Source organism: Kitasatospora sp. NPDC034023, from assembly GCF_055575795.1.
Genome location: NZ_JBVIRY010000034.1, coordinates 41,020 through 66,484 on the forward strand (window position 1 = coordinate 41,020; position 25,465 = coordinate 66,484).

Annotated in this window: 28 protein-coding genes; 11 read left to right on the plus strand and 17 right to left on the minus strand. The window is 71.3% G+C overall.

The genetic code is table 11. The features are described from left to right. The first annotated feature begins 85 nt into the window (after positions 1–85). Positions 86–883, plus strand: coding sequence for a DUF1963 domain-containing protein (locus tag ACZ52R_RS34040; RefSeq protein WP_465754751.1), 798 nt, complete (start codon positions 86–88; stop codon positions 881–883). Positions 884–1,168: 285 nt separating this feature from the next. Here ACZ52R_RS34040 and ACZ52R_RS34045 read toward each other — a convergent pair whose 3' ends face one another. The 5 genes from ACZ52R_RS34045 to ACZ52R_RS34065 all read right to left on the minus strand — a co-directional run bounded on the left by ACZ52R_RS34045 (position 1,169) and on the right by ACZ52R_RS34065 (position 6,592). After that, a complete protein-coding gene (locus ACZ52R_RS34045) occupies positions 1,169–1,978 on the minus strand; it encodes a PLL family lectin (protein ID WP_465754752.1) in 810 nt (269 codons plus the stop codon). A gap of 705 nt (positions 1,979–2,683) precedes the next feature. Beyond that, on the minus strand, positions 2,684–3,262 hold the full coding sequence (locus ACZ52R_RS34050; protein ID WP_465623893.1) for a GNAT family N-acetyltransferase: 579 nt from the start codon (positions 3,260–3,262) through the stop codon (positions 2,684–2,686). Between the two features lie 220 nt (positions 3,263–3,482). Further along, the gene (locus ACZ52R_RS34055; protein WP_465623895.1) at positions 3,483–3,974 is read right to left on the minus strand and encodes a hypothetical protein; all 492 of its coding nucleotides are present in this window, start codon (positions 3,972–3,974) and stop codon (positions 3,483–3,485) included. 218 nt (positions 3,975–4,192) lie between these two features. Further along, entirely contained in the window at positions 4,193–5,329 is a 1,137-nt protein-coding gene (locus ACZ52R_RS34060; protein WP_465623896.1) for a nucleotide disphospho-sugar-binding domain-containing protein, read from the minus strand. A gap of 462 nt (positions 5,330–5,791) precedes the next feature. Next, positions 5,792–6,592, minus strand: coding sequence for a MerR family transcriptional regulator (locus tag ACZ52R_RS34065; protein ID WP_465754753.1), 801 nt, complete (start codon positions 6,590–6,592; stop codon positions 5,792–5,794). Between ACZ52R_RS34065 and ACZ52R_RS34070 the strand changes: the two genes are divergently transcribed. After that, positions 6,593–7,069 carry a DUF6194 family protein gene (locus ACZ52R_RS34070; protein WP_465754754.1) on the plus strand — a complete coding sequence of 159 codons (477 nt, stop codon included), beginning with the start codon at positions 6,593–6,595 and terminating at the stop codon, positions 7,067–7,069. Between the two features lie 170 nt (positions 7,070–7,239). On the opposite strand, the gene ACZ52R_RS34075 is transcribed toward ACZ52R_RS34070, so the two are convergent. Next, complete coding sequence (locus ACZ52R_RS34075) at positions 7,240–7,842, minus strand: hypothetical protein (RefSeq protein ID WP_465754755.1); 603 nt, start codon at positions 7,840–7,842, stop codon at positions 7,240–7,242. 149 nt (positions 7,843–7,991) lie between these two features. After that, on the minus strand, positions 7,992–8,393 hold the full coding sequence (locus ACZ52R_RS34080; RefSeq protein ID WP_465623902.1) for a nuclear transport factor 2 family protein: 402 nt from the start codon (positions 8,391–8,393) through the stop codon (positions 7,992–7,994). Positions 8,394–8,534: 141 nt separating this feature from the next. Here ACZ52R_RS34080 and ACZ52R_RS34085 point away from each other — a divergent pair, with 141 nt between their 5' ends. Next, positions 8,535–9,461, plus strand: coding sequence for a LysR family transcriptional regulator (locus ACZ52R_RS34085; protein ID WP_465754756.1), 927 nt, complete (start codon positions 8,535–8,537; stop codon positions 9,459–9,461). A 221-nt stretch (positions 9,462–9,682) separates the two neighbouring features. Beyond that, positions 9,683–10,711 (plus strand): hypothetical protein, encoded by a 1,029-nt coding sequence (locus ACZ52R_RS34090; protein WP_465754757.1) that lies wholly within the window; start codon positions 9,683–9,685, stop codon positions 10,709–10,711. 128 nt (positions 10,712–10,839) lie between these two features. Here ACZ52R_RS34090 and ACZ52R_RS34095 read toward each other — a convergent pair whose 3' ends face one another. Together ACZ52R_RS34095 and ACZ52R_RS34100 are read right to left on the minus strand one after the other, a co-directional pair. After that, positions 10,840–10,989, minus strand: coding sequence for a hypothetical protein (locus tag ACZ52R_RS34095; protein ID WP_465754758.1), 150 nt, complete (start codon positions 10,987–10,989; stop codon positions 10,840–10,842). A 160-nt stretch (positions 10,990–11,149) separates the two neighbouring features. After that, the gene (locus ACZ52R_RS34100) at positions 11,150–11,527 is read right to left on the minus strand and encodes a hypothetical protein (protein WP_465623908.1); all 378 of its coding nucleotides are present in this window, start codon (positions 11,525–11,527) and stop codon (positions 11,150–11,152) included. Positions 11,528–11,693: 166 nt separating this feature from the next. Between ACZ52R_RS34100 and ACZ52R_RS34105 the strand changes: the two genes are divergently transcribed. Together ACZ52R_RS34105 and ACZ52R_RS34110 are read left to right on the plus strand one after the other, a co-directional pair. Next, complete coding sequence (locus tag ACZ52R_RS34105; RefSeq protein WP_465623910.1) at positions 11,694–12,182, plus strand: hypothetical protein; 489 nt, start codon at positions 11,694–11,696, stop codon at positions 12,180–12,182. A gap of 195 nt (positions 12,183–12,377) precedes the next feature. Then, entirely contained in the window at positions 12,378–12,983 is a 606-nt protein-coding gene (locus ACZ52R_RS34110) for a DUF6461 domain-containing protein (RefSeq protein WP_360502699.1), read from the plus strand. Between the two features lie 45 nt (positions 12,984–13,028). Here ACZ52R_RS34110 and ACZ52R_RS34115 read toward each other — a convergent pair whose 3' ends face one another. Beyond that, positions 13,029–13,427, minus strand: coding sequence for a VOC family protein (locus ACZ52R_RS34115; protein WP_465623911.1), 399 nt, complete (start codon positions 13,425–13,427; stop codon positions 13,029–13,031). Between the two features lie 94 nt (positions 13,428–13,521). Here ACZ52R_RS34115 and ACZ52R_RS34120 point away from each other — a divergent pair, with 94 nt between their 5' ends. Next, positions 13,522–14,514 carry a helix-turn-helix transcriptional regulator gene (locus ACZ52R_RS34120; protein ID WP_465623913.1) on the plus strand — a complete coding sequence of 331 codons (993 nt, stop codon included), beginning with the start codon at positions 13,522–13,524 and terminating at the stop codon, positions 14,512–14,514. A 44-nt stretch (positions 14,515–14,558) separates the two neighbouring features. On the opposite strand, the gene ACZ52R_RS34125 is transcribed toward ACZ52R_RS34120, so the two are convergent. Both ACZ52R_RS34125 and ACZ52R_RS34130 read right to left on the minus strand, forming a co-directional pair. Beyond that, positions 14,559–15,254, minus strand: a complete 696-nt coding sequence (locus ACZ52R_RS34125) for a glyoxalase (RefSeq protein ID WP_465623915.1) — start codon at positions 15,252–15,254, stop codon at positions 14,559–14,561. Between the two features lie 227 nt (positions 15,255–15,481). Then, positions 15,482–16,060 carry a suppressor of fused domain protein gene (locus tag ACZ52R_RS34130; protein ID WP_465623916.1) on the minus strand — a complete coding sequence of 193 codons (579 nt, stop codon included), beginning with the start codon at positions 16,058–16,060 and terminating at the stop codon, positions 15,482–15,484. 151 nt (positions 16,061–16,211) lie between these two features. Here ACZ52R_RS34130 and ACZ52R_RS34135 point away from each other — a divergent pair, with 151 nt between their 5' ends. After that, positions 16,212–17,129: an undecaprenyl-diphosphate phosphatase gene (locus ACZ52R_RS34135; RefSeq protein ID WP_465623917.1), complete on the plus strand. Its 918-nt coding sequence runs from the start codon at positions 16,212–16,214 to the stop codon at positions 17,127–17,129. 152 nt (positions 17,130–17,281) lie between these two features. Here ACZ52R_RS34135 and ACZ52R_RS34140 read toward each other — a convergent pair whose 3' ends face one another. Beyond that, a complete protein-coding gene (locus ACZ52R_RS34140; RefSeq protein ID WP_465623918.1) occupies positions 17,282–18,250 on the minus strand; it encodes an aldo/keto reductase in 969 nt (322 codons plus the stop codon). Between the two features lie 14 nt (positions 18,251–18,264). Beyond that, complete coding sequence (locus ACZ52R_RS34145) at positions 18,265–18,861, minus strand: NADPH-dependent FMN reductase (RefSeq protein WP_465623920.1); 597 nt, start codon at positions 18,859–18,861, stop codon at positions 18,265–18,267. A gap of 250 nt (positions 18,862–19,111) precedes the next feature. Between ACZ52R_RS34145 and ACZ52R_RS34150 the strand changes: the two genes are divergently transcribed. Further along, a complete protein-coding gene (locus tag ACZ52R_RS34150) occupies positions 19,112–19,714 on the plus strand; it encodes a hypothetical protein (RefSeq protein ID WP_465623921.1) in 603 nt (200 codons plus the stop codon). Positions 19,715–20,063: 349 nt separating this feature from the next. Here the strand turns inward: ACZ52R_RS34150 and ACZ52R_RS34155 are convergent, their stop codons facing one another. Continuing rightward, positions 20,064–20,573 carry an allene oxide cyclase barrel-like domain-containing protein gene (locus ACZ52R_RS34155; protein ID WP_465623923.1) on the minus strand — a complete coding sequence of 170 codons (510 nt, stop codon included), beginning with the start codon at positions 20,571–20,573 and terminating at the stop codon, positions 20,064–20,066. Positions 20,574–20,812: 239 nt separating this feature from the next. Here ACZ52R_RS34155 and ACZ52R_RS34160 point away from each other — a divergent pair, with 239 nt between their 5' ends. Further along, positions 20,813–20,935 carry a hypothetical protein gene (locus ACZ52R_RS34160; RefSeq protein WP_465623924.1) on the plus strand — a complete coding sequence of 41 codons (123 nt, stop codon included), beginning with the start codon at positions 20,813–20,815 and terminating at the stop codon, positions 20,933–20,935. On the opposite strand, the gene ACZ52R_RS34165 is transcribed toward ACZ52R_RS34160, so the two are convergent. Beyond that, a complete protein-coding gene (locus ACZ52R_RS34165) occupies positions 20,919–21,851 on the minus strand; it encodes an aminoglycoside phosphotransferase family protein (protein ID WP_465623926.1) in 933 nt (310 codons plus the stop codon). The genes ACZ52R_RS34160 and ACZ52R_RS34165 overlap by 17 nt on opposite strands. A gap of 964 nt (positions 21,852–22,815) precedes the next feature. Between ACZ52R_RS34165 and ACZ52R_RS34170 the strand changes: the two genes are divergently transcribed. Further along, on the plus strand, positions 22,816–23,562 hold the full coding sequence (locus tag ACZ52R_RS34170) for a hypothetical protein (RefSeq protein ID WP_465754759.1): 747 nt from the start codon (positions 22,816–22,818) through the stop codon (positions 23,560–23,562). A 164-nt stretch (positions 23,563–23,726) separates the two neighbouring features. Here ACZ52R_RS34170 and ACZ52R_RS34175 read toward each other — a convergent pair whose 3' ends face one another. Continuing rightward, positions 23,727–25,217, minus strand: a complete 1,491-nt coding sequence (locus ACZ52R_RS34175; RefSeq protein WP_465624004.1) for an alpha/beta hydrolase family protein — start codon at positions 25,215–25,217, stop codon at positions 23,727–23,729. Positions 25,218–25,465 lie beyond the last annotated feature (248 nt).

Below are 25,465 nucleotides of genomic sequence, written 5' to 3' on the forward strand. Positions count from 1 at the left end.
AGCCGGTACGCGTCGGTTCGGACGCTTCACTGAGCCTGGTGGGGGGTCGTGCAGTGCGGTGCGCGGGGGTTGAGAGGATCGCCTCATGGATTTCGATGACCCGGCCGCCATGCGCCGGCTGTGTGTGGAGCGGCTCGGCCCGGAGACCGGGCGGCAGTTCGCGGCGATGGCCCGGCGCGGCTTCCGGCTGGTCGCGGCCTCGCCGGAGGCGCCCGCCGCCGGCCGGTCACGGCTCGGTGGGCCCGCGCTGCTCGAACCGGGCACCGCGTGGCCCGCGCTGGAAGGCGTCCCGTTGTCCCTGCACGCGGTGCTCGACACCGATGCGCTCGCCGCGTGGCTCGGGGACCAACTGCCCACCCGGCCGGGCCTGCTCAACTTCTTCTACCTCGATCCTGACGTGCCGTACGAGGAGTACCGCGAGCTGGACTCGTCCAGTCCCGACGCGTGGCGGGTGATCCCCGCCGATCCCACGCGGGCGGTCACGACGACCGCCCCCGGGCCCGCCCGGCGCTACCCGGCACGGCCCGTCCACGCGGTCGAGGTGACCATGCTCCCGGACAGTTGGGACCTCCAGGACGACGACCTCACGTACGACGAGGACCAGCACTGGGGCGCGCCCTCACTCATCCTCAGTGAGATGGACGGCCTCGACGGGAACACCGCCGGCCACCACTGCGCGTTCGGCTGGCCCGACACCTCGTACACGGTGCCGGTGACCTCCCGCGACGACGACGGTCCCGCCGTTCACCTGCTCCAGCTCGCCGAGGACGCCGACCTCGAGTGGGGCTGGGGCGACGCCGGAACGATCTACTTCACCATCCCCGCTGGGGCGTTCGCGGCGGCGGACTTCGGCAAGGCCGAGGCGATCGGCTGCTGCTGCTGAGGGTGCAGGCGGTGTCGGACTCGGCGGCGTGCGCTGCTCAGGAGGCGGGCTTAGCGGTGGTGGTCGGTGGCGGTGAAGGCGTAGAGGTCGAGTACCGACACCGGGGGCCGTCCTCCGCCATGGAGGACGGCCCCAGGACGTGCACTGCTCTTTCCCTGCTCTGCTCTGCTCTGCTCTTCCCTGCGCTGCTCTTCCCTGCTCTACTCTTCCCTGCTCTGCCCTGGTCTGGTCATCCGAAGGTGAGGCCGGGCGTCAAGGCCTTGCACCTGCCTTCGGCTGCTCGCGTCAGAACGCGGCGCTGCCGACGTGGAGAGGTCCGCCCGTCAGGCCCACGCTGTAGACGGCGAAGTCGCGCTGGCGGGCGTCGATCTGGGTCGCGCTGCCGGCCCATGACGTCGCGCCGGGGGCGAGCGTCCGGTCCCAGATGCCGTAGCCGGGGACGATCGCCTCCAGGTGCGTGGTGCCGTCCGACACCGTGCTCGCGGCGATGCGCGTGACGGACGGGTTGGTGTCCACGACCGTGGGCTGCGACCAGAATCCAGCGGCCCAGGTCAGGTCGGACACCCCGGCAGCCGGCGTCAGGATCTGGACGTGCAACGTACCGTCCGGCCGGGACGCCGCACTCACGTCGGTGACGCACGGGCTGTTGGTGTCGCTCGTGGTGCAGCCCACTGCGATCGGCGTCCAGTTCGTCCAGCTACCCGACGAGGTGCGGGTGCGGTCCCACACTCCGGCGCCGGGAACGACGGTCTGCACGTGCATCGTGCCGTCGGGCAGCGCGGCGGCGCTGATCCGCGAGATCTGGCCGTTGAGGTCGATCTGGGTCGACGCCGACCACGTTCCGGCGACGCTGCGGGTGCGGTCCCAGACGCCGTAGCCAGGAACCAGCGTCTGCACGTGCAACGTCCCGTCGGGCAGCGCGGCGGCGCTGATCTGTGAGATCTGGGTGTTCGCGTCGATCGACGCGGGGTCCGTCCAGGAGCCGCCGGACAGGGCACGGTCGGAGACCGCGCCGTGCGTCGCGTCGCCGACGGCGTTGTAGGACGGGTTCCAGACGCGTGCGCGGTAGAACCGGGCGCCGGTCACCTGGCGCAAGTTGTGCGTGGTAGCCGATGGTGCCGTTCGAGGTGTAGAAGTCGACGATGTCGGTGCACCACGTGTTGGCGGTGCAGCCGCCCGCCGGGGACGGGTCCTTGACCTTGTCCACCTGCGTCATCACCAGCACACCCGACGGCTGCTCGGTGATCGACTTGACCGAGGGATTCGTGACGAGCGACGTGAAGGGGTTGGCGGGTTTGGAGGGGTCGGAGGGGTCGGGGGCGGGCCACTTGTTGTACGACCACGTCTGCGTTCCCGTGCTCAGCAGAAGCACGTTCGGGTTCTTCGGATCCGCACTCAGGTCGTGGGGGCGCCCTCCGGCAAGGCGGTCTGCCTGTCCATGGTCAGGTGCGGCTGCGCGGCGCTCCCGCAAAGCGTGTCTTGCTCATCAAGCCCCTCAAGTATCTTCACATGAACGCCAGTTGATCATGCGGGTCGTGATCATACCGTCATACCACCGGCGGCATTCCGCACCCACCGTGGCGGTACCGCGCACACGCCCGGCGCCGGAACCGGCCACCGCGCAGCCGGGCCTGCGGTGGCACCCGACGAAGACCCCAGGGGAGTTTCACCATCCGTGCCGCTGCCACCGGGCGAGCGCACACCCGGCGGCCCACCCGCCTGGGCAGCCCACGTGCTCGGGCCGTAACCTCCGCACAGCTCGGCGCCGGCACGGGGATCACCTGCGGTCAGCTGCGGAACTCAGTGGGCGGGAACCGGCTCGGACGACGGCTGCCACTCCCGCCTGATCAGCCCGTAGACCCACGAGTCAGAGACCTCACCGTTGACGACGCAGTCTTCCCGCAACGTCCCTTCCCGCACGAAGCCGAGCTTCTCCAACACGCGGGCAGAAGCCGCGTTGCGCGTATCGGCCTCGGCTTGCACGCGATTCAGGTCCAGCGTGTCGAATGCCCACCGCAGCAGAGCGCGCGCGGCCTCGGTCGCGTAGCCACGGCCCCACGCCGTATCGCCGTAGCAGTAGCCGAGCGACGCGCTGCGGTAGTCCGGATTCCACCCGGTCAGGCTGCACCAGCCGATGAACGCCCCGTCGGAGACACGCTCCACGGCCAGCCGCGCCCCGGTGCCCTCCTGTGCCATCTGCCGACAGGCCGTGATGAACTTCTCGGCACGCCCGCGTTCCCTCCACGGTGGCGAGTCCCAGTAGCGCAGCACGTCGGCGCTGCTGTGCAGTGCGAAGAGGTCGTTGGCATCCGCGTCTTCGAAGGCACGCAGCCGAAGGCGAGCGGTGGGCAACGAGGGCGTGGGCAGCGACGGCCCCATGTTCCCTCCCTGGCCGGTGGCCGATCAATCAGACATCCGATGCAGGTCACTCGCAACGGGTTTTCTCGGCGCGCCGGCTGACGTGTCCGCTCATCGGCGCGACCGAGGGCCCCCGGAGGGCGGCAGCTGAGGTGATGCCCGGTTCTGCCGATCCACCGCTTCTGCTGGGCTGGGGCACCAACCCCGTACCGCACCCCGCAGGCGGGCATCCTCACGCTTTTCAGGAGGTGCTGTTTTCGGCGGCCGACCGATGGAGGGCCTCGGGGAGGCCGACGGCGATCACTGCGCCCTGGGCTTCTCGCCAGAGCTGCAGGGAGTCACCTGCTTTCTTCTGCATCGCGGCCGATTCCCCAACCCCTTCCATCCTGACCGCCATTGCCTTTTCGGAGCATCCGACGGTCGCGAATGTGAAGGGCTCCAGCCGGGCTGACGCCACGGTGTACTTCCCGTCGAGAACCGTCCCGGGAAATTGCCGGTGGGCGTCCGAGGATCCGGTGTGGCCCGTCGGCCGGGACGATCCGAGCGCGGTCGGAGCAGTCGTGGTCGGCTCGGCCAGGGAGCCCGGCAGGAGCGCCACCTGACAGACTCCGTCCCTCACCGAGAGGACCACGTCAGTTCCCGAAATCCCGGCAACCCCGAGGATCTTCGCGACCCCCTTGAAAGGAAGGGCGTCGATGCTGCCCTGGATCGGCGCGCCGACGGGCGTGGCCACGAGTCCGTTCAGGGCCCAGGGCCCGTCCCCGTCTCGAGGCGCGGTACCGCCACCGGTGCATGCGGTCGCCAGACCGGCTGTGAGGAGGAGTACCGTGCCCGCGAGTCGGCTCGATCGACGCATGCTGAACTCTCCTGTTTGGCCCAGTGGTTGTCGCAGCAGCCTACCGGGCGGTAGGCATCGCCGCCGCCCTCCCCACACCGGCTACCAGGCGTCCGTCACACGGTCCGGGCCGCGCTGGAGAAGCTCAGTGATTCGAAGTTCGCGACCAGGTCGGCAGGAGACGGGAGGGCGTCGATCTGCGCTTTCATGGCCGCGGCCGACTTGCGCAGGGCATCGTCGGTGAGCAGCCGGTCGAGCAGGGCGGTGTCGACGGCGTCCAGGCTCGAGGACAGTGCGAAGCCGTTGGCCCGGCCGGCGGCGGCGTTGGCGAAGTTGTCCGCGCCCTGGGGGAGGATCAGCTGGGGGACGCCCAGCGCGGCGGCGGTCATCATGCTGCCCGAGCCGCCGTGGTGGACGACGCCGTCGCCGGCCTGGAGCAGCTGGCTCAGCGGCACCCACGGCAGCGGGCGGACGTTGGCGGGCAGCGTGCCGAGCGGCGTGAGGTCCTCGTCGCCGGCGGCGAGCAGGATCTCGGCGTCGAGCGCCCCCGCCTGCTCGATCAGCCGGGAGATGGGCGCGATGCCCTCCCACTCGGTGAACACCGTGCCCAGCGTCACCGCGATCCGTGGCTTGGTGCCGCGCCCGATCAGGTCGGCGGGTATCGTCCCGCCGCCGTTGAAGGGCACGTACCGCACGCGCCAGCCTCCGCCGTCCCCGCCGAGCGACGCCGGCACGACGTCCACGACGGTGGAAGGCTCGGTCGCCTCGACGCCGTGTGCGCGGTAGTCGTCGGCGAGAAGTCGGCGCAGGCGGGCGGCCGCCCCGCCCGAGGTCACCCCGAAGTTGTGCGCCACGGCGGGTATGCCGAGCTTGGCGGCCACCAGCGGCGCGGCGCCCTGGAAGGACTCGTGCACGATGATGTCCGGCTGCCAGCGCTGCGCGACCTCCAGCAGGCCGTCGATGGTCGACCGGCCGAACTCGGCGAAGCCGAGGGCGCTCAGTTCGTTCGTCTGCTCCTCCGTGCGCTCCTGGTCGGCGAATCGGACGTCCTTCGGGAGGGCCCGGGCGAAGGCCTCCCTGAGGGTGGTGCCGTCGCCGACCTCGACGACGGGCAGCCCGGTGCTGCGCAGGTTCGCGATCGGATGCTGACCCGCGAACAGGACGTCGTGGCCGGCCGCCCGCAGGGCCAGCGCGGTGGGGATCACGGGGAAGATGTGGCCGACCGCCCCGGGGGCGGTGAACAGGACTCGCACAGTGGGCCTCCTGGTGCAAACGGTTGCTCTTGGTCGGACGTGCTCGAGATGCGGGGAGGCAGAACCGTCGCGGCCGACGGACCGGGTCGGGACATCCGGCCTTCCGTCCACCGGTCTGCGCCGCGTACGGGACGTCCCACGCGTCACTGCGTGCCGCGCACAGGACATCCGGGTCCACCTCGATGTCGGCTGTGGCCACGTCGCCCCTGTTGAGCCGGTGACCGCCCCCCGGCGGCCACTGGGCGCAAGCCTGTCACGGCCCACACTGACCAGGCAGTCGTCCTTTCTGACAAACGTTCACCTGATGGACGACCGGCTTTCCTCCTAGCCGATAGGGGCCGTCCCCTTGAAACGCTGCCCGGCGCATGTCCTCACGGCCGGGAACCGCAACCGCTCCGACATCCTCGGTCCGCGCGCTCCCCCGCCGGTGGTCGGCATCCGGTCCGGGCAACTGACGAACCATCAGTCCTGGACGGCAAGGGCGGCGGCCAGCGAGAGCGCGGCACTGAGCGCGGCGGCGCCGTCGAGGAGGGACTTGGAGCGAGCCGCGATGACGGCGTCTCGGGCGGCCAGCGCGGAGGCGACATCCTCCGAGCGGCGGGCGCACCGCAGTTGAGGCATGAGGGCCCGAAGGGGCGTGATGCGGTAACCGGCCTTGCGCAGTTGGTGAACGATCCGCGCATCCCGCACCTGGGTCGGCGTGTATCGTCGCGTCCTTCGCACGGGGTCGCGGTCGGGAACGACAAGACCCTCCGCGTCCCAGTGCCGCAACGTCGAAGGACGCACGCCCAGAGCGGCGGCGAGTTCGGAGACGCTCATCGAGTCCGCTACGCGTACGTCTCCGATCGGCTCACCGGAGATCGCCAGGGCAGCCTCCTTGGCCTGCCTCAGCTCCGTGCGCTCTGCGTCGAGCCGAGCGTGCGCCGCGTCGAGAAGGGCAAGCACCCGGTGTGAGGCAGGGAACCGGTGCACGGCCCGCACGATCTTCTTGGCCTCAGTCGGACCCGCGCCTGCCGCGAGGCCTCGGTAGGCCAGCGCGGACTGTACATGTATCTCTCCATAGATGCGGTAGCCCGTGGCTGTGCGCGCCGCCGGCGGGAGCACACCGTCCCGCTCGAGATTGCGAGCCTGTTGGACCGAGTACCCGACACGCCGCGCGACATCGACGGTGCGCAAGTCCCCCGATTTGAGACCTGACATCCTGAACCTCCTCAGTGTCAGCCTCAAAGCCTCCACAAGCACCTCAATGTAACGCTGGAGCACATGACCATGGACGAGATCATCAGCTTCGTGGACGGCCTCGACGGCGTCCTGACCATGAGGCCGGCACCCGGCGACGGCTCGCCGGAGATCAGCTGGGGCGACACGTTCTTCTACTACGCACCTGACGGCGCCACCCCGACCACGACCCAACCCTTCGCGACGGTCGTGACCAAGGACCATCCCGGCGACGAGGCATCGCGTCTGGACCGGCCGGACACCTTCCGCGTGAACATCTCCGCCGGGAAGGACGCGTTCATCCGGTGGACCGGTCACGCACCACGCGAACCGGCCGGCACCGAGCCCGACCCCAGCGCCACCGACACCGTGCTCGCGCACCCCGTCTACGGCACCGCCGGCTGGCTGGCAGTGGTGAATCCGGGCTCGCGTACCGAAGCGGCCATCCGTGAGCTGCTGCGTGCGGCGTATCGCCTCGCTCGCTCACGCCATGAGCGACGCGCTGGATCCACGGCGAGATGAAGTGGCCGAGCCCTGAGCCTCCGTCACGTGGAACACAACGCTGCCCGCTCGGGCCACCATCAATGACGAGCCCTCACAGGGCCCAACGCCCCCGACGGCGCGGGGACCGCCTCGTGTGAGCAGCGCGGAAGGCCGTTGCCCCGTGAGGGCAGCGGCCTTCATACGTGCGATCAGCTCAGGTCGAATTGCCAGTACGCGGTCTCGCGGTATCCGGCGGACATCGGGGTGACCTCCACCGTGACGAAGCTTCCTTCCTTGTCGGGCTTGACCCGCACCGGCACGGTGCGCTTCTGGTCCTTGCCGAGAGGCGGCATGAGGACGGATGCGGAGCCGGCCCGGTCCAGCACGGTCACGCCCCAGCCGGGGATGTCGGGGGCGAGGGCTGTCCCCGCGTGGACCACGATGGGGGCGGAGCCGCTCGTGCCGATGCTGGTGTCCGGTGACGTCCCGCCCGGGCGCAGCTCCTCGTCGGTGCCGTTGTCGTAGGTGACGGTGAAGCTGTAGGTGTCGTCGGATTCCCGGTGCGGTGGGCTCACGGTGATCGTCAGGCCGTCGTCGTAGTGGGTGGCTGCGCCTGGGCGGAGGGGGTCGGACGCGCTTCCGGAAGGGCGTTCGGGGGGCCCGTCCCCGGCCAGGCCTTTCTCGAACTCGGCCAGTGCCACGGCTCCCAGGACGGCCAGGACGGCCAGGACGACCGTCGCGATCCCGCAGCCTCTGGCCCGCCGCGGGTTCACCGAGGTCGAAGAACTGATGGGAGCCGATTCCGTGTCCATGCACGTCACGATAGGAAGCACCCGGGCAGGGCTCATGAGCGAACGTACTCAACAACCGGCTGAGTAGCGCCGAGGCGTTGCGCTCGGCCGGGAGTCCGGCCGCCCGGGTCACGCGGGAGGGCTTCAGACGGAGGAGTCAGTCGAAGGAGTCAGACGAAGAAGGCGTCCATGCCCGGCACGTCCGAGAGGTAGGTCTCGATCGCGCCGATCCGCCCGTCCCGCACGAAGCAGACGGTGGCCAGGTACTCGTCGAGCACCTGTCCGTCGCGCTCGGCGGTGTTGTGCACCGAGAGCGCGAAGTTGTCCCGGCTGACCAGGACGTGCTGGAGGTCGAAGTTCACGCCGTAGCCGGCGATCAGCCGGATCCGCTCGACCACGGCGTCCGCACCGCGCGCCTCGCCGGAGATCCGGTTGCTGCCGGGGAGCGTCCACGTGGCGTCGTCGGTGAGCAGGGAGCGGAACAGCTCCCAGTCGGCGGTGCCCAGGACGGTGCGGAACTGCTCGGCGAGCGCGGTGTTGGTGCGCGTGGCGGTGCTGGGGGTAGTGGACATCTGACGGTCCTCCGGAAGTGGTGTGGGTGGGTGGTGCTGTCCTGTCGGTCGGGCGCCCGTGGGTCCAGCATCCGACGGGCGGCGGGCAAACGGAAATGCCCTCCCGACCTGGGGTTCATGCACCGTGTGCATAATCCCGTCATGACCGTGGAAGAGTTGCGCTGGTTCCTCGCAGTGGCGGAGACCGAGCACGTCACCGATGCCGCCGCCCTGCTCGGCACCTCACAGTCGACACTCTCCCGGGCCATCGGCCGGCTGGAACGACGCGTGGGCACCCGGCTGTTCGACCGGGACCGGCACCGACTGCGGCTCAACGAGTACGGCCGGGTCTACCGCCGGCACGTCCGGCGGGCGCTGGACGAACTGGACACCGCCCAGGACCGTATCGCCGCCCTGCTGCAACCGCCCACCGACACCCTGCGGTTGGCCTACCTGCACTCGCTGGGCGGCTGGCTGCTGCCTGAACTGCTCGGCGCGTACCAGCGGGAGTCGCCCGCCGCCCGGTTCACCCTGCACCAGGAGTCCGCGACCGCGCTGCTGGACCTGCTCCGGGACGGCTCCGCCGAGCTGGGCGTCACCGGGCCGCGGCCGTCCGGCGCCGAGTGGGGCTGGCTGCCGCTGTGTGAGGAACGGCTGCAGCTCGCCGTCCCGGACGGCCACCGGCTGGCGGACCGGCCGGCGGTAGGACTGGCCGAGCTGACGGACGAGCGGGTCATCATCATGCGCCACGCGGTGGGGCTGCGGCAGATCACCTGCGAGATCCTCCACCGGGCCGGCGTCACGGCGTCGGTGGTCATGGAGGCCGGTGAGGTGGCCACGATCCGCGGCATGGTCGGGGCCGGGCTCGGCGTGGCCGTCGTCCCCGCCGGGGGCGGCGGGCACGCCGAGCCCGGTGTGCGGCTGGTGCCGCTCACCGACCCCGACGCGTTCCGCGGCATCGGCCTGGTCTGGCACCAGGACCGGCCGGCCTCACCCGCCGGCCGGCGCTTCCGCGCCTTCGCCGGTCGCCGGTCGCCGGTCGCCGGTCGCCGGTCGCCGGTCGCCGGTCGCCGGTCGGACACTGACTGACTGACTGACCGACCGTCCGGCTCAGGGCTCAGGCCTGGCCGGTCCCGAAACGGCTGACCGGCCGTCCGGGGCGACGGTGAACCGCCGGGGCCGTAGTCACCCGATGCGCCCGTGCTTGTCTGTGAACCCTGAGCAGCAGCACGTGAAATCCAGTGCCCGGCACCAGGCTCTTCGGGCAGGATGCGCACATGGACAATGCGGCGGGGCCGGCGGGGCGCTTGATGACTGCGGCACGAGTGGCGCAGGCCTCGGAGGCGGACCACGACGTGCACGCCTACTGGGATCTGGCCTGGGAGGCGGTGAAGGGGGAGAGCGGGGAGACCGCGCTGCGCTGCGGGTTGGCGTTGTTGGGGTCGGCCGATGTCCTGGAGCGGAAGGTGGGCTGCGATCTGGTGGGAAGCGCGGCCGGCGAGCACGAGGCTCTGCGTGGCGAGGCGGCAGCCGCCCTGATGGCGCTGGCCGAGGTGGAGACGGAGGCCTGCGTGCTGCGTTCCCTCGTCTGCGGCCTGGGCCGGGCGCAGGACCTGCGCGCCCTTCCCGTGCTGGTAGGGCTTTCCGGACACGAGGACGCCGAGGTGCGGCGTCATGTCGCCTCGGACATCACCTTCGTCAACAGCGGACTGCCCGACGGGCCCGATGTCCGGGCGCTGATCCGGCTCACCCGGGACCAGGACCCCGAGGTCCGCAACTGGGCGGCCTTCACGTTGGGATTCCAGCTGGAGCAGGACACGACCGCCATCAGGGACGCGCTGTGGAGGTGCACCACCGACGAGTACGGCGAGGTCCGAGGTGAGGGTGCGCGAGGGCTGGCCAGACGGCACGACCGACGGGCCGTCCCACTGATCGCGCAACTGCTGGGCTCCGACGACTGGTTCCACGACTTGGCCCTGGACGCGGCGGAGATCCTGGGCGTCCCCGAACTCCTACCGGCTCTGGCCGCCTGTGAGCTCGACCCGCCCGGAACCGACCGGGCCATCGCGGCCTGCGATCCGGTGCGGCGGGCCCGGATCGAGGACGACGCCTGGACGGTCGTCGTGGAGTTGGAGCGGCTGCGCCCCGACATCGGCGCGGCGCTCAGCTCACCGCGCTACGAGTCGGTGCACTGGATGAAAGTGACCCACCGGGAGGCGGTCGACGCAGAGTACGACGTGGCCTCACTGCTCACCCGCGCCGGCGGGGACCCGGTGCGGGCGGCCGAGCTGGTGATGGCCGACCTCACCGGTTCTGCCGGGAGCGGGCCTGAAGCCTGACGGACTCCCGAACTCCCGAACTCCCGGACTCCCGGAGTCCCGGAGTCCCGGAGTCTTCGCGGCAAGCGCCACCGAGGAAGTCCGGCTGGCCCCGCACCGGTCGCCCGCACGGCCGGTGCGAGTGGCCGTCAGGTCTTCGGGGGACGCTGCTGCCAGCGGAACGCCGGGCTGTCGCAGTAGTTCTGACTTTGCGTCAACTGATCCCCGGGGCCCGGATGGTCGGCTTCGGGCCAGTGTTTCAGGCCGAACAGCAGGCCGCTGGCGGCGTTGATCACCATGCCGTTGTCGCAGAGCGTCCACACCTGGCTCTGGCCCCCGTTCGCGCAGTTCTCCTGGACGAGCGGGGCGCCGTCGGTCGTGCTGACGCCGGTGCCGACGCACCGGCCGGTGCGAGACGCCCACTCAGCGGCTCCGGGCCGGGGCACCCGGGGACAGGGGTCAGTTCTCGGTCGGTGGGGCGGCGGCAAGGAGTTCGCGCTTCACCTGCCGGTAGTCGGCCAGGGCCTGCGGATCGCCGCGGGTGTAGTCGGTCCAGAATCCGGGGCGCTGCCAGCGGGCGTCGGAAAGGCGGGTGCGGCCGTCGGCGATGACCAGGGTCCAGCCGGGCGGTATCCGGGTGTCCACCGTCTCGAAGCCGGTTGGGTCCCAGAGGAGTCCGGGGTCGGGCGTGTCGGGGCCGAGCAGGCGGATCTGGCAGTCGATGTCGTAGGTGACCATCTCCAGAACGGGGTAGACACCGCCCACCCGGATCCCTTCGAACTCCGTGACCGGGACGTCGGCTGCGGGGTGGATGATCTGCAGGCATCTGACTCTCATGAGAGAAGTCTCGCCCGGCCGATCACCGGTCGTTGTCCCTGGGGCCGGTGGACAGCCGGTCGGGCCCCGCACCGCGCAAAGCCCCCGCGCAAGCCCCCGCGCGCACCCGGTTGGCGGCGCCGGAGTGACGCTTCCTCAGGTCCGCCGGTGGTGCCAGAATCCGCAGGTGAAACACACGACCCACCGCCTCACCCCCGCGCAGCAGCGGCGCCAGTGGATCAGCGGACCGCTCTTCCTGGCAGGCTCGGCCTACTTCCTGCACCTCGCCCTCAGCCGGCCCCTGAACGAACGCACCGCTCTGGTCGCGATCCTGTTCGTCCCCGTGATGGCCGTCATCGGCACCGCCCACCTGCGTGCCCTCTTCACCAGCGTGAGCTTCGACGAGAACGAGCTGTGGTGGACCCCCCTGTGGGGCCGCCGCAAGCGGTTCGCCTGGGCGGACATCACGAACGTCGAGGTGATGAAGAAGAACGGGCGCGCCAACGCCCCGGACATCGTACGGATCACGCACCGGGTCAGCGGCATCGACACCCTGCCGGTGCTGATAGGTCTCCCGGGCATCTGGCGGGACCCCGATTTCGAGGCCAAGGCCGCCGGCCTCGTCAGCACCTGGCGCACCGCCACGGCAGAGGCCACGGCAGAGGCCACGACGTAGGACCGGACCGCACCCCCCGGACGACCCGAGGCGCCGGCCACCACCGCGTGGCCGGCGCCTGCCGCCCCCTGCCGCTCAGCAGGCGAGGAAGGTCCAGGGAACCCGGACGCCGCTCCGTCCTCGGCAGCACGGAGGCCGACCTGTCGTACCGGCTGGCTAGCCTGAGAACGTCGATCACCGCAAGGGGGAGTACGGATGAGTGGCCTGGGTTGGATGTACGGGGCGGACCTGCCGCTGTTGAGCGTCACGTTTGCCCGTGACCTCACGGCACGACAGCTCTTGGAGCGGATGGGGGCGGACCCGGCCACGCTCGCCGAGCGGACGCAGGAGGAGTTCGACGAGGACTTCGACGACCTCCTCTACGAGGACGACGCCTACGTGGTGACCGCCGGCCGATACGGGTCGTGGGCGTGGGTGTGGGAGCACGGCAGTTGGCTGTGCGTCGAGGACGACGACCTGCTCGGCGAGGTGTCGGCGGGGACGGCAGCACTGTCCCTGCACGCCAACGAGAAACCGCTCGTGGATTTCCGCTATGCCGAGAACGGGCAGTTGGTGACAGGTCTGCACACCCTCCTGGGCATCGAGCCCCGGCACCGCACCGGCCGGGAACCTCACCGCTTCGACTCGGCTCTGCTGGCGCTGGGCGCCCGACCGGACACCGGAGAGCTCGGACCGCTGGGATTGCGCGGGCTCTTCTACCGTCTCGCCGAAGAGCTCGGCGCGGGCATGGACCGAGCCGATCTCCTCGCCGAGAACGTCCTCAGCGCCCGGCTTCAACCACGTCCCGACCGGGTGGCATGAGGCGCCTGCCGGGCGAACGGCCCTTCGAGGTCAGTCGGCAATCGCTCAGCGAGCGAACTTCTCGATGGCCGCCGGCGTGACAGGGGTGAAGAAGTTGACGAGGTTGCCGTCGGGGTCGCGGAGCAGGAGCGACCGGTTGCCCCAGGGCAGCGTGGTGGGCTCAGCCACGAAGTCGGCGACGAAATCGGCCAGGTTCCGGTACACGCCGTCCACGTCGGCGACGAGGAATTCGATGATCACGGTGCTGTTGTCGGCGGGGCGGGCGCAGCCGGGCGCGAACAGTGCGACGGTTCGGGTGCTGCCGATCGCGAGGGTCCCCATGGGGGTCCGCAGTTCGGCGAAGTCCTCGGTGGACCACTCCGCCCGTACTCCGGTGGCTCGCTCGTAGAAGTCGACGAGGCGCGCGACGTCGCCGGTGATGATCCGGATCGACACGAGGTCCATGGTGCTCTCCTCAGGTTGCTGAAGCCGTTGCACCTCGAACGCCAGGGCACATAGTGGACAGAATCGGTCCGGTATCAACGCTAGGCTCGTGGACATGGCTCGACCTACCAGCCGCGTGCTCACCCTCCTGGAACTCCTGCAGTCGGGGGGCCTCAGAACGGTGGCCGAACTCGCCGACCGGCTCGGCGTCGACGGGCGCACCGTGCGGCGGTACGTGGACCACCTGGTCGACCTCGACATCCCCGTGGAGTCGGTCCGTGGCCGCTACGGCGGGTACCGGCTCGCCCCCGGGTACCGCTTGCCTCCGCTCATGTTCAACGACGACGAGGCGCTCGCCGTGCTGCTCGGCCTCGTCGCCGGCCGCAGGACGGGGCTACTGACGGCGGCCGGAACTGCGGGCGAGACGGCAGCGGCCAAGATCCGCAGGGCACTGCCCGAGCGTCTCGCCCGTCGGCTCGACGCCGTCATGGAATCCCTCGCCTTCACGACCGGACCCGGCGAGTCGGCCACCCCGGAGACGGGGGTGCTGCTCACCATCGCCGATGCGGTACGCCATCGTCGCCCGGTCTCGATCAGGTACACCGCCCGAGAAGGGCGACGGAGCGAACGCACGCTGCACCCGTACGGGATCGTCACCCATGCGGGCCGGTGGTACGTCACCGGCACCGATCCCGAGATCGGCGAGGACCGGACTTTCCGGCTCGATCGCATCGCGGACGCGAGGACCCTGCCGGGCTCGTTCGAGCCTCCTGCCGCACTCGATCCGGCACAGCGCGTCCTGTCAGGGTTCGCCAAGGCCGCCTACCGGTACGAAGTGACGCTGCGGATCCACGGGACGGTCGAACAGATCCGCGCCCGACTTCCCGCCAGTGTCGCGATGGTGGAGGAGTCCCCCGCCCCCGCGGAAGGCACGGATCCGCACGCCGAGCGTTGGTTCCACGTCGAGTTGAGAGCAGAGCGGCTCGACTGGTTGCCTCCGGTACTCGCCTCGCTGGACCGGCCGTTCGTCATTGAGCGACCGGACGAACTCCGAGACCTTGTCATCGCGCTCGCCGACCGGCTCACAGCCTCTGCCCGCCGAGCCTGACGCCGCCGCCTCCTCCGAGCAACGCGACGACGGGCGGTGGCGGGTCAGGCCCGTGCGGACGAGGCCTCAGCGACCGGCACGACGGCCTCCCAGACGAAACCGTCCGGGTCCGCGAACGAGTCCGCCGTGCTGCCGAGGACGATGCGGTGCGAGCCGGTGCCGTCGACGGGGACGCCCACCTCCTTGGCCAGCGCGCGGCGCTTGTACAGCGCCAGCTTGACGGCGCCGGTCTCGCCGGTCTCGCCGGTCTCGCCGGGGGCGAACTCGGTGTACTTGCCGCCGAAGCTCTTGGCCACGGTCAGGCCCCGGCCGACGTAGAAGTCCCTGGTGGCCTTGACGTTCTCGACGCCGAGCAGCAGGACGACGTCGTCGATCTCGCGGGTGGCCGGGCCGGTGTCCTTCTTCGCCGAGGTCGCGACCTTCCAGGCCGTCCCGTCCGGTGCCTGGACGACGCCGCCGTAGCCCCACAGCGACTTCGCCGCGGGCTTGAGCACAGTGGCGCCGGCGTCCACGGCGGCGGCGAGGAAGGCGTCGACGGTGGCCGGCCGGGACACCGTGAGCGCCAGGGCGAAGCCACGGAACCCGGTGGACGGCGCCTCGGACTTCTGCAGGCGAACGTGCCGGTCCACACCGAAGGCGGTGTAGAAGCGGTGGGCGGCCCCGGGGTCGGCCACCTCGAGGGTGACGGACGCGAGGGACGCGGTGGACGCGGTGGACGCGGTGGTTTCGTTGTTTCCCATGTCCGTCACGCTACGGGCGGCCGGGCGGCCGGGGCTTCTCGATTCCTGATCGGTCTCGTCCGCGACGCCCCGGTTACGCTGACCATGATCAACACGAGAAGGTCGAAGGAGGTACGCGCATGGATCTCGCCGGGAAGACCGTGGTGGTGACCGGGTCCTTCCACTTCGAGCAGCTGTAGGCCCCGACGCACACACAGGGCGCCGGGGCGGACCGGAGGCCGGGCCGATCAGACGACGGAGGCCCGCTTGGGATCGACCGGGTCGATCGCGTGCTCGTCGAAGAGGCTCTCAAGGGCCTCCAGTCCGCCCTCCCGCCGGAAGTCCTTCTCGGCCCGGGTGATCGGCAGGAGCCACAGGATCCGGGCATGGGCCCCGCCGTCCCAGCGGCAGACCTCGAACTCCGGCCCCAGCGGGTACGGCAGGCTCACCAGGTAGTGGTCGCAGTCGGATTCGTCCAGCCACGGCCGGCCGATGGGAACGGTGTGCCCGACGTCGAGTCGCTGATGAACGGGCCCGCAGTGGTAGTACGCGTTCATGGTGACGCTCTCCAGGTTGGCCCACTCGTCACGTGGCGCCGCGAGGAAGAACTCCGTCCCGTGACCGTCGTGCTGCGTCGCCTCCCAGCAGCCCGACGTCACGTAGAGCCACCAGTCGCCCGGATTGGCGGGATGGATTCGGAAGATCCGGAACCCGGGCACGCGGTCCTCGATCGGTCCCACGACACCGGCGACCTCGTCGATGACGCGGCCGGGAAGGGTTGTGCGCAGGTGGTCGAGGAGGGCGGTGCGTGCTGCGGCGTTCGGCATCCGCTCATGATGCCCCAGACCACCCCGGTCCAGCCGGCGGGCTGTAGATCATCTTGTAGTAACCTCGCTCCGCCGAGGGACGGGGGAAGCGGCGTCACCCTCGTGCGGAGGCCGTGCACGGGCCTCCCGCCGATTGCGAAAGTCGTCGAAGATGTCCGTCCTGACCTATCCCGAGGCCGTCGGTGTCGGCCTGCTGCAAGGTGTCACCGAGCTGTTCCCGGTCTCCAGCCTCGGCCACGGAATCCTGTTGCCCGCGCTGGTCGGCGGGCGCTGGCGACACGACCTCGACGTGTCCGCGCCGGGCTCGCCGTACCTGGGCATCCTGGTCGGACTGCGCCTCGCCACCACCCTGGCGCTGGTGATCAGGTTCCGGCAGGACTGGGCGCGGATCACGCGGGGCCTGTGCAGTTCGGTCCGCCGCCGGATGATCCGCGAACCGGACCAGCGCCTCGCCTGGCTGGTGATCGCCGGCGCCACGCCCGTCGGTATCGCGGGGCTGGCCGTCAGCGGGGTGTTCAAGGCCGCGCTGGGCAGGCCCGTCCCCGCCGCCGTCTTCCTCACCGTGAACGGCCTCATGCTGTTCGGCGTCGAACTGCTCCGGCGCGACGGTTCCGGTCGACGACGGGCACAGCCGTACGTCGCCGCAGGCGACGAGCACCTCTCCGCCGAGGGACAGTCGGACCGCCGAATCGTCCAGCTGAGCTACTGGCAGGCGGTCGGCATCGGGGCGGCGCAGATCACCGCCTTCCTGCCCGGGATCAGCCGCACGGGGATCACCATCGGCGCCGGCATCCTCAACGGCCTGTCCCACGAGGACTCGGCCCGCTTCGCGTTCCTCCTCACGGCACCCGTGATCGGGTCCGCCGCCCTGTTCGAACTGCCCTCGCTGATCGCCGCGTACGGCGCCGACCTCGGCGCGCAGGTCCCGGTCGCGAGCGTCCTGGCCTTCATCGGCGGGTACGCGGCCGTGCACTTCCTCAGCAAGTACTTCAAGACGCACACGCTGAAGCCGTTCGCCTGGTACTGCTCACTGGCCGGGCTCGGCGGGCTGGCCTACCTCACGCTCTGAACTCCACCGCGAACGACCGCACGGCCCGGGGGCCGCCGCCCCTTCTCCGGCCCGGGGATCCGCCGCCCCTTCCCCGGTGCGGGCACGGCAGTCCCCGCACGGCTTCCCCCACGGCCGTCCCCCGTACGGCCGTCCCCGCACCGCGGGCCCGTTCAGAACCCGGTCGGCAGCCGGGGCGTGTACGGCGCTTCCAGGGTCTCCGCCTCTGCGTCGGTGAGGTGCAGCCGCAGGGCGGCCGCGGCGTCGTCGAGGTGCCCCGGGCGGGTCGCGCCGACGATCGGGGCGGCGACGACCGGGTTGCGCAGTACCCAGGCCAGTGCGACCTGTGCCATCGGCACGCCGCGGGTCTCGGCGAGGGACCGCACGGCGTCCACGATCGGCCGGTCGACGTCCGCGAAGAACCGTCCGGCGACCGGGTCCCCGGCCGAGCGGGCGGTCTGCTGCCCGTACGGGCGGGCCAGCCGGCCCGAGGCCAGCGGGCACCAGACCAGGCCGGCCACCCCCTGGTCGGCGAGCAGCGGAAACATCTCCCGCTCCTCCTCGCGCTGCACCAGGCTGTACTGGTGCTGCATCGACACGAAGGCGGGGCCGCCGTCCCGGGCCGCGGTGTGCTGCAGCTTCGCGAACCGCCAGGCCCACATCGAGGAGGCGCCGACGTAGCGGACCTTGCCCGCCGCGACCACCTCGGCCAGGGCCGCCACGGTCTCCTCGACCGGGGTCGCCGGGTCGAAGCGGTGCAGCTGGAAGAGGTCGAGACGGTCGGTGCCGAGGCGGGCGAGCGAACCGTCGACCTGCTCCAGGATGGCCCGCCGGGACAGCCCGGAGCCGCCCGGACCGTCATGCATCGGCAGGCCCGCCTTGGTCGCGAGGACGACGTCGTCGCGGCGGGTGTAGCGCCGCACCGCGCGGCCGACCAGTTCCTCGGAGGTTCCGCCGCCGTACACGTTGGCGGTGTCCCAGAAGGTGATGCCGAGTTCCACGGCCCGCCGGAAGAGCGGCGCGGCGGCGTCCTCGTCCAGCGCCCAGGGGTTGTGGCCCCGGCCGCTGCCGCCGAAGCCCATGCAGCCGAGTGCGATCCGGCTGACGGTCAGGTCGGTGGTGCCGAGCTTCACGTATTCCATGTCCTGCGCCCCGCTCACGCCGGGTACGGGGCGGCGGCCCGAGCGGCCTTCAACGCGCCTGCCCACCAGTCGAGTTGGTCGAGCAGGACCTTGGCGTAGCCGGGCGCCTGCGGGTCATCCGGGCGGCCGTCCGTCCAGGCGGTGAAGTAGTTCGGGAACGCCAGGCCGTCCCGGATGGTCACGGCGTGCAGTTCGGTCAGCACGTTCTCCAGGTGCAGCACGGCGTGCCGGCCGCCGGCCGCGCCGCCGTAGCTCACGAAGGCGACCGGCTTGGCCGTCCACTGGGTGAAGTGCCAGTCGATGGCGGCCTTCAGCGAGGCAGGGTAGCTGTGGTTGTACTCCGGTGTGACGATCAGGACGGCGTCCGCGCCGTCCAGGGCATCGGTGAGCTTCGCCATCCCGGCCGGGCGGGGGTAGTCGGCGCCCGCGAACTTCGGCGAGGCGGCGGGCAGGGCCAGCGGCAGGTCCACCTCGGCCAGGTCGATCACCTCGACGTCGAACCCACCATGGGCGGCCGCCTGTTCGGCCACCCATGAGGACACCACCGGTCCGAACCGGCCTTCCCTGACACTGCCGACCAGGACGACGAGCTTGTGCGTGTTCTTCTCCATGCCCACCACCCTCGTCCCGCCGGCCCACCGCAGCCAGACCGTGCCCAGACTGGCCCCCGCAGGGCCACCCTCCCCCCGCGCGGGCACGCCCTGCGCCTGGACATCGGCGGCCTCACCCTCTCCCCCGACCGTCGCCGCCTCGCCGTCCTGTCCGCCACCGACGACAACGGCGGCTGAGGCCGGCACCCGACCGGCTGGGGCCGCGCCGGCCGCCCGGCATGGTCAAAGCGCCAGGCCCTATGGTGATCCGATGGACGTGGGGGCGGTACTGATTGCGATCACCGGTGTGACGGGCACGCTGGGCGGTGCGTTGCTCACTCAGCGGGGCGCCGACCGGGCCAAGAAGCGTGAACTCGAGATGGGCCACGCCATCCAGGAGGCCCGCGAGAACCGTGAACTGCGGCGGCGGAGCTACACCGAACTCCACCGGGATTCCCGGCAGTTCGCCACAGCGCTGAGCCGTCATCTGTACGTCGTACGGGACCGTGCGCCCGGAGAGGAGGACATCCGGGCGCTGGAAAGGGCCAAGGACGCCCATCGCGACCACTGGTCCGAGACTCTGATGGTCGCCCCCGACACGGTGATCGGGCCGGCCAGCGAGCTGAACGACGCCCTGACCCGGGTCTACGGGCAGATCAAGCGCATCGAACAGGGCAACCCCAGGAGCGGCGAAACCCTGCGGTCCGCCGCCGAGGCGCAACAGGCACTCTGGCCCCTCATACGCGCCACCAGGGAGGCGATGCGTGGTGACCTGGGTGTCACGGGAGCCACCCCCTGGCCACAGTCGAACTCCGCCGACGACCCGGCGATGATCGGCGACTTCGAGGAGCCGCTCGGCGAGCCGGATTCCTGAGCCGGGCTGCCGGGCTGCCAGGCTCCCGGGCCCATGAGAGAGCCGCCGGAGAGCTTTGACCGGGACATCGTCGAGCGCCGGCACTCAAGGCGACCCCTCGGCCTCCCGGCTGCACGCTCGTCCGCGCACTGCCTCCGGACGAAATCCTCGGGTCTTCTTGTCGGCCTCAGATCTACTCGGCGCTCCACGACCACGCTGGTGTAGCCGAGGTGAATGATTGGCACACTGTTCCTTCACCTCGGCTGAGAGGGTGTCAGGGTCGCTCCAAGGACACCGGTGCCCCGGAGAGCGCCTTCCCCATCGGACATCGCCGCCCTGTCCGGCTCTCACCGGGCGGGGGCCGGGTCCGTCAGAAGTCGAGGTCGACCGTGACGCGCCTCGTGCCGGGAGCGATCGTGTCGGCGTGGACCATGCCACGAGCCCGGTCGAACTTCCCGGTGCCGCCGGTGATCCCGTTGTCGAACGAAGGCGGAGGGCCCGGGTTGAGGAAGCCGAAGACCATCCCCTGTACGGAGAGCTGGCCGCCGGGCAGGTTGTAGGTGACGACGCACTCCTCCGCTCCGCCGTTGTCGACCCGGGTGGTGGTGCAGGTGCCATCGGTGTCGCCGACCTGGTTGCCGTCCTGGTCGAACAGGACCGAGTGGAAGACGGCCCGGTCGCCCTGGGCGGGGGCGCCGCCGGGGTTGACGGGGAAACGGGTCTCCTGCGCGAGGTGACCGATGAGTGTGAAGACCCGGTCTCCGCCCTTGGCGGGGGAGGAACCGGTGTCCGTCGCGGCGGCGGCCGCGACCGGGGCGCAGGCGAGAAGGGCGGCCAGCGCGGTGGCCGCGCCGAGACAGGCTGTTCTGATGGGGCGCATCGGGTGGCTCCTGAGGTTGATGTTCGTGGATGGCCGGGTGGCTGGATGGCCAGATGACCATTCATAACCTCGGCGCTGCCGCCGCCCGGAACGTCCCGGCACGACCCACCGCAGATCCGACCTATCGGACCAACCCGGGACGCGAGACGGCCCACCCGACCGGACGCGTCGCGCGGGCGGGATCCATGCCGTGAGCGGCCGCCGTCTCATCGTCGGCCCACCGCGGCTCACGATGATCAATGGCGGCCGCACCGGTCCACCCACCGGACCCGGCCGGCACCATCTCGCACGACGAGATCACGCTCGACGAGGTCACGCTCGACGGGATCACGTTCTACGAGGTCACTACAAGCGTTCGGTGAGCAACTCCGCCAGGCCGTCGACCAACTCGGTGAGCCAGTCCAACCGCGGTCCGCTGCGGGCGATCCGGAAGCCGTGGCGGCGGCCCCAGAACGCAGCCTGGACGGCGTGGAACTGGGCCCACCGTTGGACGCGTTCACGGTCGAGTTCCGCGGCCTCGGCGAAGACGTCCAGGATGCGGTGGACAGCCTTGCGCGGGTCGCCCGCTTCGAGGAGCGTCAGCGCGCGGGACTTCAGCAGCGTGCCGCTGTCGTAGGCGGGATCCCCCGCGTACCCCTTGGGGTCGACAGCCAGCCACGGCTCCCGACCGGCGCGCAGGATGTTCCGGGCATGCAGGTCGCCATGGATGAGAGTGTCCGGCTGGGCCCGGCCCAGCTCCCGCACGGTCGCCACGGCAGCGTCCAGCACCTGACGCGGCAGCGCGTGCGTCAACTCCTCGGCGTCCTTGCGTAGTTGCTCCTCCCAGGCATCGGCCTGCGCGCGCAGCCGGGGCAGGCCGGGCGGTGCGGGGACGGCCAGGCGGCGATTGAGCCGTCCGGCGACCGTCACCACCTCGTCGCCGTCGTGGACCTCCGCCAGGGTCGACGGCTGAACCCGCTCCAGCAGCATCGCGAACCGCTCGTCGTCGCGCTCGTGCAGCAGGACGGCGCCGCACCCGCCCCACGCGACGAACGCATCCGGCTCATGGACGTTGCCGGGATGCGGGAACGACACCTTCAGCACGGCGCGCTCCTCAGCCCGTCGCCGTGCCGGAACAATGATGCCGACGCCACCGTGCATGACCTCGCCGTCCGGCACGCACCCCCAGCGCCCCAGCAAGTCCTCCACGATGCCCGGCAGATCGGCGAGCCACGCCGCCCCGGCCTCCCCCTCCCGGTCGACAGTGCCCTGTGCGAACTCCTCTGGCATCGCGATCATCCCAGCACCCTACGCGCCGGCCCGCCGCAGGCACCATGCCCAAGCCGGTCGCAAGCCGGCCGCAGACCGGCCGCTGCCGCCCGGCAGGCCGGGCACTCCGAAGGTCGCGACGACCGGCTCACGGCCGCTGAGCAGGACTAACCGCAGAGCAGGACGAGCTCAAAGAACTCCGCGAGGACGTCGCCGAGTTGAGGCGGGCCGACGAGATCCCCAAGGCCTCCGGCGCACCGTCACCGGGTGGCCCAGGCTCGGCATGCGGGCTGGTGCCAGGTCGTCCGCACGACCCGGCCGCCGGGCACCGTACGCTCGCTGGCCCAGGTCCGGCAGCACCCGGCCGCCGGTCGGCGCGGCCCGGCCGGTGCCGGGCCTCCGGTGGCCTGGCGGGCGGGCAGAGGCGTGGGCGCGGGCTTGGCCGTCCGGCTCCGGCGGCGTCTGGCGGAGGAACTGGTGGAGGAAGTCGTCATGCCCGCCGTTGTGCCACCCACCGCCTCCACCCAACCGCGCGTCATCCGAACGGGTGACCCACATGGGGCTCTACCGGCCAACGAGACGAGGGGCGAGTGGGGGCCGCGGCCGGCGGGCTCGTCGTCCCGGGCCAGGGCGCGGCAAGCGGGGCGGGTGCCGATGCAGGGGCCGGTGGTTCGGATGGTTCACCGGGCGGTCATAGGCGGCGGACACCGGCACCTCCCGCTCGGCAGCGTGCGACGGTGTCGCGAGACCGAACGCGGCGCCCGCCACGACGGCGTTCGTGACGGCCACACTCGCGAACCCACCGGTCATATCCGGCATGTGATACCGCCCCCGTTCATCACCCGCCCTGGTGGCGGGAGTTGATACAGAAAGAAACTCACCGGCCGCAGGCGCTCACGTTCCTCGGGGCGAGCCGCAACCGGAGGCCGCGCGGCGGCGTCCACTCGGATACGAACGGCCGACCGGCCGCCGTAATCCTGGGGGGATTTCACACATGGCGATCAACGACGCCGTACCTGCGCCACCGCCGCACAGCCCTCTGCCGCCCTGCCCGAGCTGCGCGCTGACCGACCAGGTCCGCAGCGTGCCGGCGGTCCACCTGAGCGAGCGGCGCAACGTCACCGTGCGCGACTCCGGCCGCGACGGCGGCACCTCGACCCGCGAAGAGGTGTCCGCCCTCGGCCGGGCCTTGGCGCCAGCGCCGCCGACGACCAGCACGGTGGTTCAGGCACTGGCGATCCTGGCCTTCATGACGCTGGTCGGGGCGGTCTTCACGTTCATCGAGGGCATGAGGCAGCGCAATGCGCGCGTCCACCAGGAGCCCGACCTCTCGCCGCCAAGCTGGGTGACCAAGCACCCGGGGTTCCCGGGCGACTTCCCCACCGATCTCCCTGGTTTTCCGAAGGCCGCTCCGGCCTCCCCGGTCCCGCACGCGACGGCGGCGCTCGCCGACGCGAACGACATGCCGGTCCCACTCTTGGTGTCGTTCCTGCTCCTCGCCGTCGTGATCGCCCTGGTGGCAAGCGCGACCGCGCTGGCCCTCGCCAGGCGGCGGCGTCTCGCGGGCCGGCCGCAGGCCGAGCGGCTCTGGAACCAGGCCTGGTACTGCGCCCGTTGCGGCACCGCGCACTTCCCGCCCACCGCCGGGCAGGGCACCAGAGCGCTCGGCCTCGTGGAGTTCCGCACCGTGGTCTGGACGGCGGGCGGCTACGGCGACCTCGCCGAGCGGTATCGGCTGTAGACAGGTCCGACACCTCCCGCCCGTCGTCCGGCCGCGCCCCGTCGCGGCCGGACGACCCGGCGGGATGAGATGCCGATCCATGCCCGCACATGTGACCAGGCCACACCCTGCCGCCCTTGGCCGGACACCCTTCGCCTGCCGCACCCGCGCCCCCGAGCAGGTGATCAGCGGCTGTTGTCCGGGGGGTAGACGCTGAGGTCGCCGTAGGCCGGCAGAACGCCGGCCGGGTCGCCGGGTTTGCCGTGCAGGACGGCGTCCAGGAAGGCGAGGGTGGCTGCGGCGACGACGCGCGGGCTCTCGGTGCGGCCGAGGGAGCCGACTATCGAGGGCACGGGCGGCAGGTACAGGGCGCCGTCCGTGAACGTGAGGTGTGCGGCGCCGGGGATGGTGAGCCGGTAGCCCGTCGCGGTGCTGGACTTGAGCGCCTCGGTGAGGCGGGGCAGGTAGCGCGGGTCGGTTCGCGGGGTGACGGCCTGGGTGAGCGCGAGCGTCGGCTGGTCGAGGGCGGGCGAGGTGGGGCCGTGGGGGTAGCCGTCCAGGTCGATGACGGCGTCGAACCGGCGATCCTGCCGGGCTGCCTGCAGGGCGGCAGCACCACCCATGGAGTGGCCGGTCACCGCGACCCGGCTGGTGTCCAGGCGTCCGCGCAGCGGGTCGGCGGTCTCACTTCGGTCCAGACCGTCCAGCTGGGTGAGGACGAAGCTGAGGTCGGCGGCTCGAACCGCTGTCCAGCCGGCCGCCAGCTTGTCGTCCTGGTCCGGGTCGCCGGAGGACGCGGTCTCGGTGGTGATCGTCCGGCCGTCGGCGAGGACGACGGCGGCGGAGTCGTACGGGTGGTCGAGGGCGGCCACCACATAACCGTGGCCGGCCAGTTCCTCCGCCCAGGCAGTGTTCTGGGTGCGCACTCCGCCCGACCCGGGAGAGAACAGGACGACGGGGAACCGTCCCCCCGTGCCGTCCACCGGGGCGTCGAAGACCGAACGGGTGCGGGCACGCGGAATACCGTCGAGCAGGAAGCCGGGCAGGCCGACCCCACGGGCGAGGGCGTCGGAGACGGTGCGCGCCTCCTGCTCCGTGCGCCCGAGGTACTGGGCCCGCTGCGTGCCTGCGGGGCTCGTCTGCGCGGGGTACCAGAGCTGGACCACGACGGTGCGCCGGTCGTCCGGATCGGCGGTGAAGGTCTCGGGACGGAGTGGGTCGGTCCACTGCACCACGCGGGTGCCGACCGCGAAGTCGCCTGACGGCTCGGGGAACACGGGTACGGGAAAGGCCCAGGCGGCCACCGGGCCCGTGGCGATCAGGCCGACACAGGCCACCGATCCCGGCAACGCCAGCCACCAGCGGGCCCGCCACGCCGGCCGGCCGGTACGGCGTCGCAGCAGGGGAGCGAAGGCGAACGGCAACGCGAAGGCAGCGCCTGCCAGTACCGGCAGCATCTGCCAGCGGGGCCCCGCCACGCTCAGCACGATCGCGGACACCACGAGAACCGCCCCGGCCGCGATCGTGACGGGTGGGCGGGCACTGGGGGGAAGCCAACGCGCCACCACAAGCGCGACGGCAGCCAGCACGGCAAGGAATTCCGGAGGGGACATGTACAGTCCCGCGATGATCTCGGTCACCCGGCCATACTCGGCGCCGGGTAGGCGCTGCCACATCGATCCCGGGTCGCCCTCGTGTGCAACCGGGGTCGCCATCCGTGGCAGGTCCCCTTGCCACCGGAGCAGCAGTCGAGCACGCCGGACCATCGGGCGCCCTGCGACCACGGGAGGTAGCGGGACTCCTCCTGCGGTCGTACCTCGGCACGGTGCGATCAGCCGGTGGACTCATGTGCTTCACGGGCCCTGCGGCCTACCGTGACAGGGCTGCGGCATGTGCCGGGCAATGCGAGGCGTACGTTCCCCGG

What these genes read in the sequence shown, in the direction of transcription:
- ACZ52R_RS34040 (WP_465754751.1), top strand. Translation starts at nt 86, where the DNA reads ATGGATTTCGATGACCCGGCCGCCATGCGCCGGCTGTGTGTGGAGCGG.
- ACZ52R_RS34050 (WP_465623893.1), bottom strand. Translation starts at nt 3,262, where the DNA reads ATGGGGCCGTCGCTGCCCACGCCCTCGTTGCCCACCGCTCGCCTTCGG.
- ACZ52R_RS34070 (WP_465754754.1), top strand. Translation starts at nt 6,593, where the DNA reads ATGACCATGGACGAGATCATCAGCTTCGTGGACGGCCTCGACGGCGTC.
- ACZ52R_RS34075 (WP_465754755.1), bottom strand. Translation starts at nt 7,842, where the DNA reads ATGGACACGGAATCGGCTCCCATCAGTTCTTCGACCTCGGTGAACCCG.
- ACZ52R_RS34080 (WP_465623902.1), bottom strand. Translation starts at nt 8,393, where the DNA reads ATGTCCACTACCCCCAGCACCGCCACGCGCACCAACACCGCGCTCGCC.
- ACZ52R_RS34085 (WP_465754756.1), top strand. Translation starts at nt 8,535, where the DNA reads ATGACCGTGGAAGAGTTGCGCTGGTTCCTCGCAGTGGCGGAGACCGAG.
- ACZ52R_RS34090 (WP_465754757.1), top strand. Translation starts at nt 9,683, where the DNA reads ATGACTGCGGCACGAGTGGCGCAGGCCTCGGAGGCGGACCACGACGTG.
- ACZ52R_RS34095 (WP_465754758.1), bottom strand. Translation starts at nt 10,989, where the DNA reads ATGGTGATCAACGCCGCCAGCGGCCTGCTGTTCGGCCTGAAACACTGG.
- ACZ52R_RS34100 (WP_465623908.1), bottom strand. Translation starts at nt 11,527, where the DNA reads ATGAGAGTCAGATGCCTGCAGATCATCCACCCCGCAGCCGACGTCCCG.
- ACZ52R_RS34110 (WP_360502699.1), top strand. Translation starts at nt 12,378, where the DNA reads ATGAGTGGCCTGGGTTGGATGTACGGGGCGGACCTGCCGCTGTTGAGC.
- ACZ52R_RS34115 (WP_465623911.1), bottom strand. Translation starts at nt 13,427, where the DNA reads ATGGACCTCGTGTCGATCCGGATCATCACCGGCGACGTCGCGCGCCTC.
- ACZ52R_RS34120 (WP_465623913.1), top strand. Translation starts at nt 13,522, where the DNA reads ATGGCTCGACCTACCAGCCGCGTGCTCACCCTCCTGGAACTCCTGCAG.
- ACZ52R_RS34125 (WP_465623915.1), bottom strand. Translation starts at nt 15,254, where the DNA reads ATGGGAAACAACGAAACCACCGCGTCCACCGCGTCCACCGCGTCCCTC.
- ACZ52R_RS34130 (WP_465623916.1), bottom strand. Translation starts at nt 16,060, where the DNA reads ATGCCGAACGCCGCAGCACGCACCGCCCTCCTCGACCACCTGCGCACA.
- ACZ52R_RS34135 (WP_465623917.1), top strand. Translation starts at nt 16,212, where the DNA reads ATGTCCGTCCTGACCTATCCCGAGGCCGTCGGTGTCGGCCTGCTGCAA.
- ACZ52R_RS34140 (WP_465623918.1), bottom strand. Translation starts at nt 18,250, where the DNA reads ATGGAATACGTGAAGCTCGGCACCACCGACCTGACCGTCAGCCGGATC.
- ACZ52R_RS34145 (WP_465623920.1), bottom strand. Translation starts at nt 18,861, where the DNA reads ATGGAGAAGAACACGCACAAGCTCGTCGTCCTGGTCGGCAGTGTCAGG.
- ACZ52R_RS34150 (WP_465623921.1), top strand. Translation starts at nt 19,112, where the DNA reads ATGGACGTGGGGGCGGTACTGATTGCGATCACCGGTGTGACGGGCACG.
- ACZ52R_RS34155 (WP_465623923.1), bottom strand. Translation starts at nt 20,573, where the DNA reads ATGCGCCCCATCAGAACAGCCTGTCTCGGCGCGGCCACCGCGCTGGCC.
- ACZ52R_RS34160 (WP_465623924.1), top strand. Translation starts at nt 20,813, where the DNA reads ATGGCGGCCGCACCGGTCCACCCACCGGACCCGGCCGGCACCATCTCG.
- ACZ52R_RS34165 (WP_465623926.1), bottom strand. Translation starts at nt 21,851, where the DNA reads ATGATCGCGATGCCAGAGGAGTTCGCACAGGGCACTGTCGACCGGGAG.
- ACZ52R_RS34170 (WP_465754759.1), top strand. Translation starts at nt 22,816, where the DNA reads ATGGCGATCAACGACGCCGTACCTGCGCCACCGCCGCACAGCCCTCTG.
- ACZ52R_RS34175 (WP_465624004.1), bottom strand. Translation starts at nt 25,217, where the DNA reads ATGTGGCAGCGCCTACCCGGCGCCGAGTATGGCCGGGTGACCGAGATC.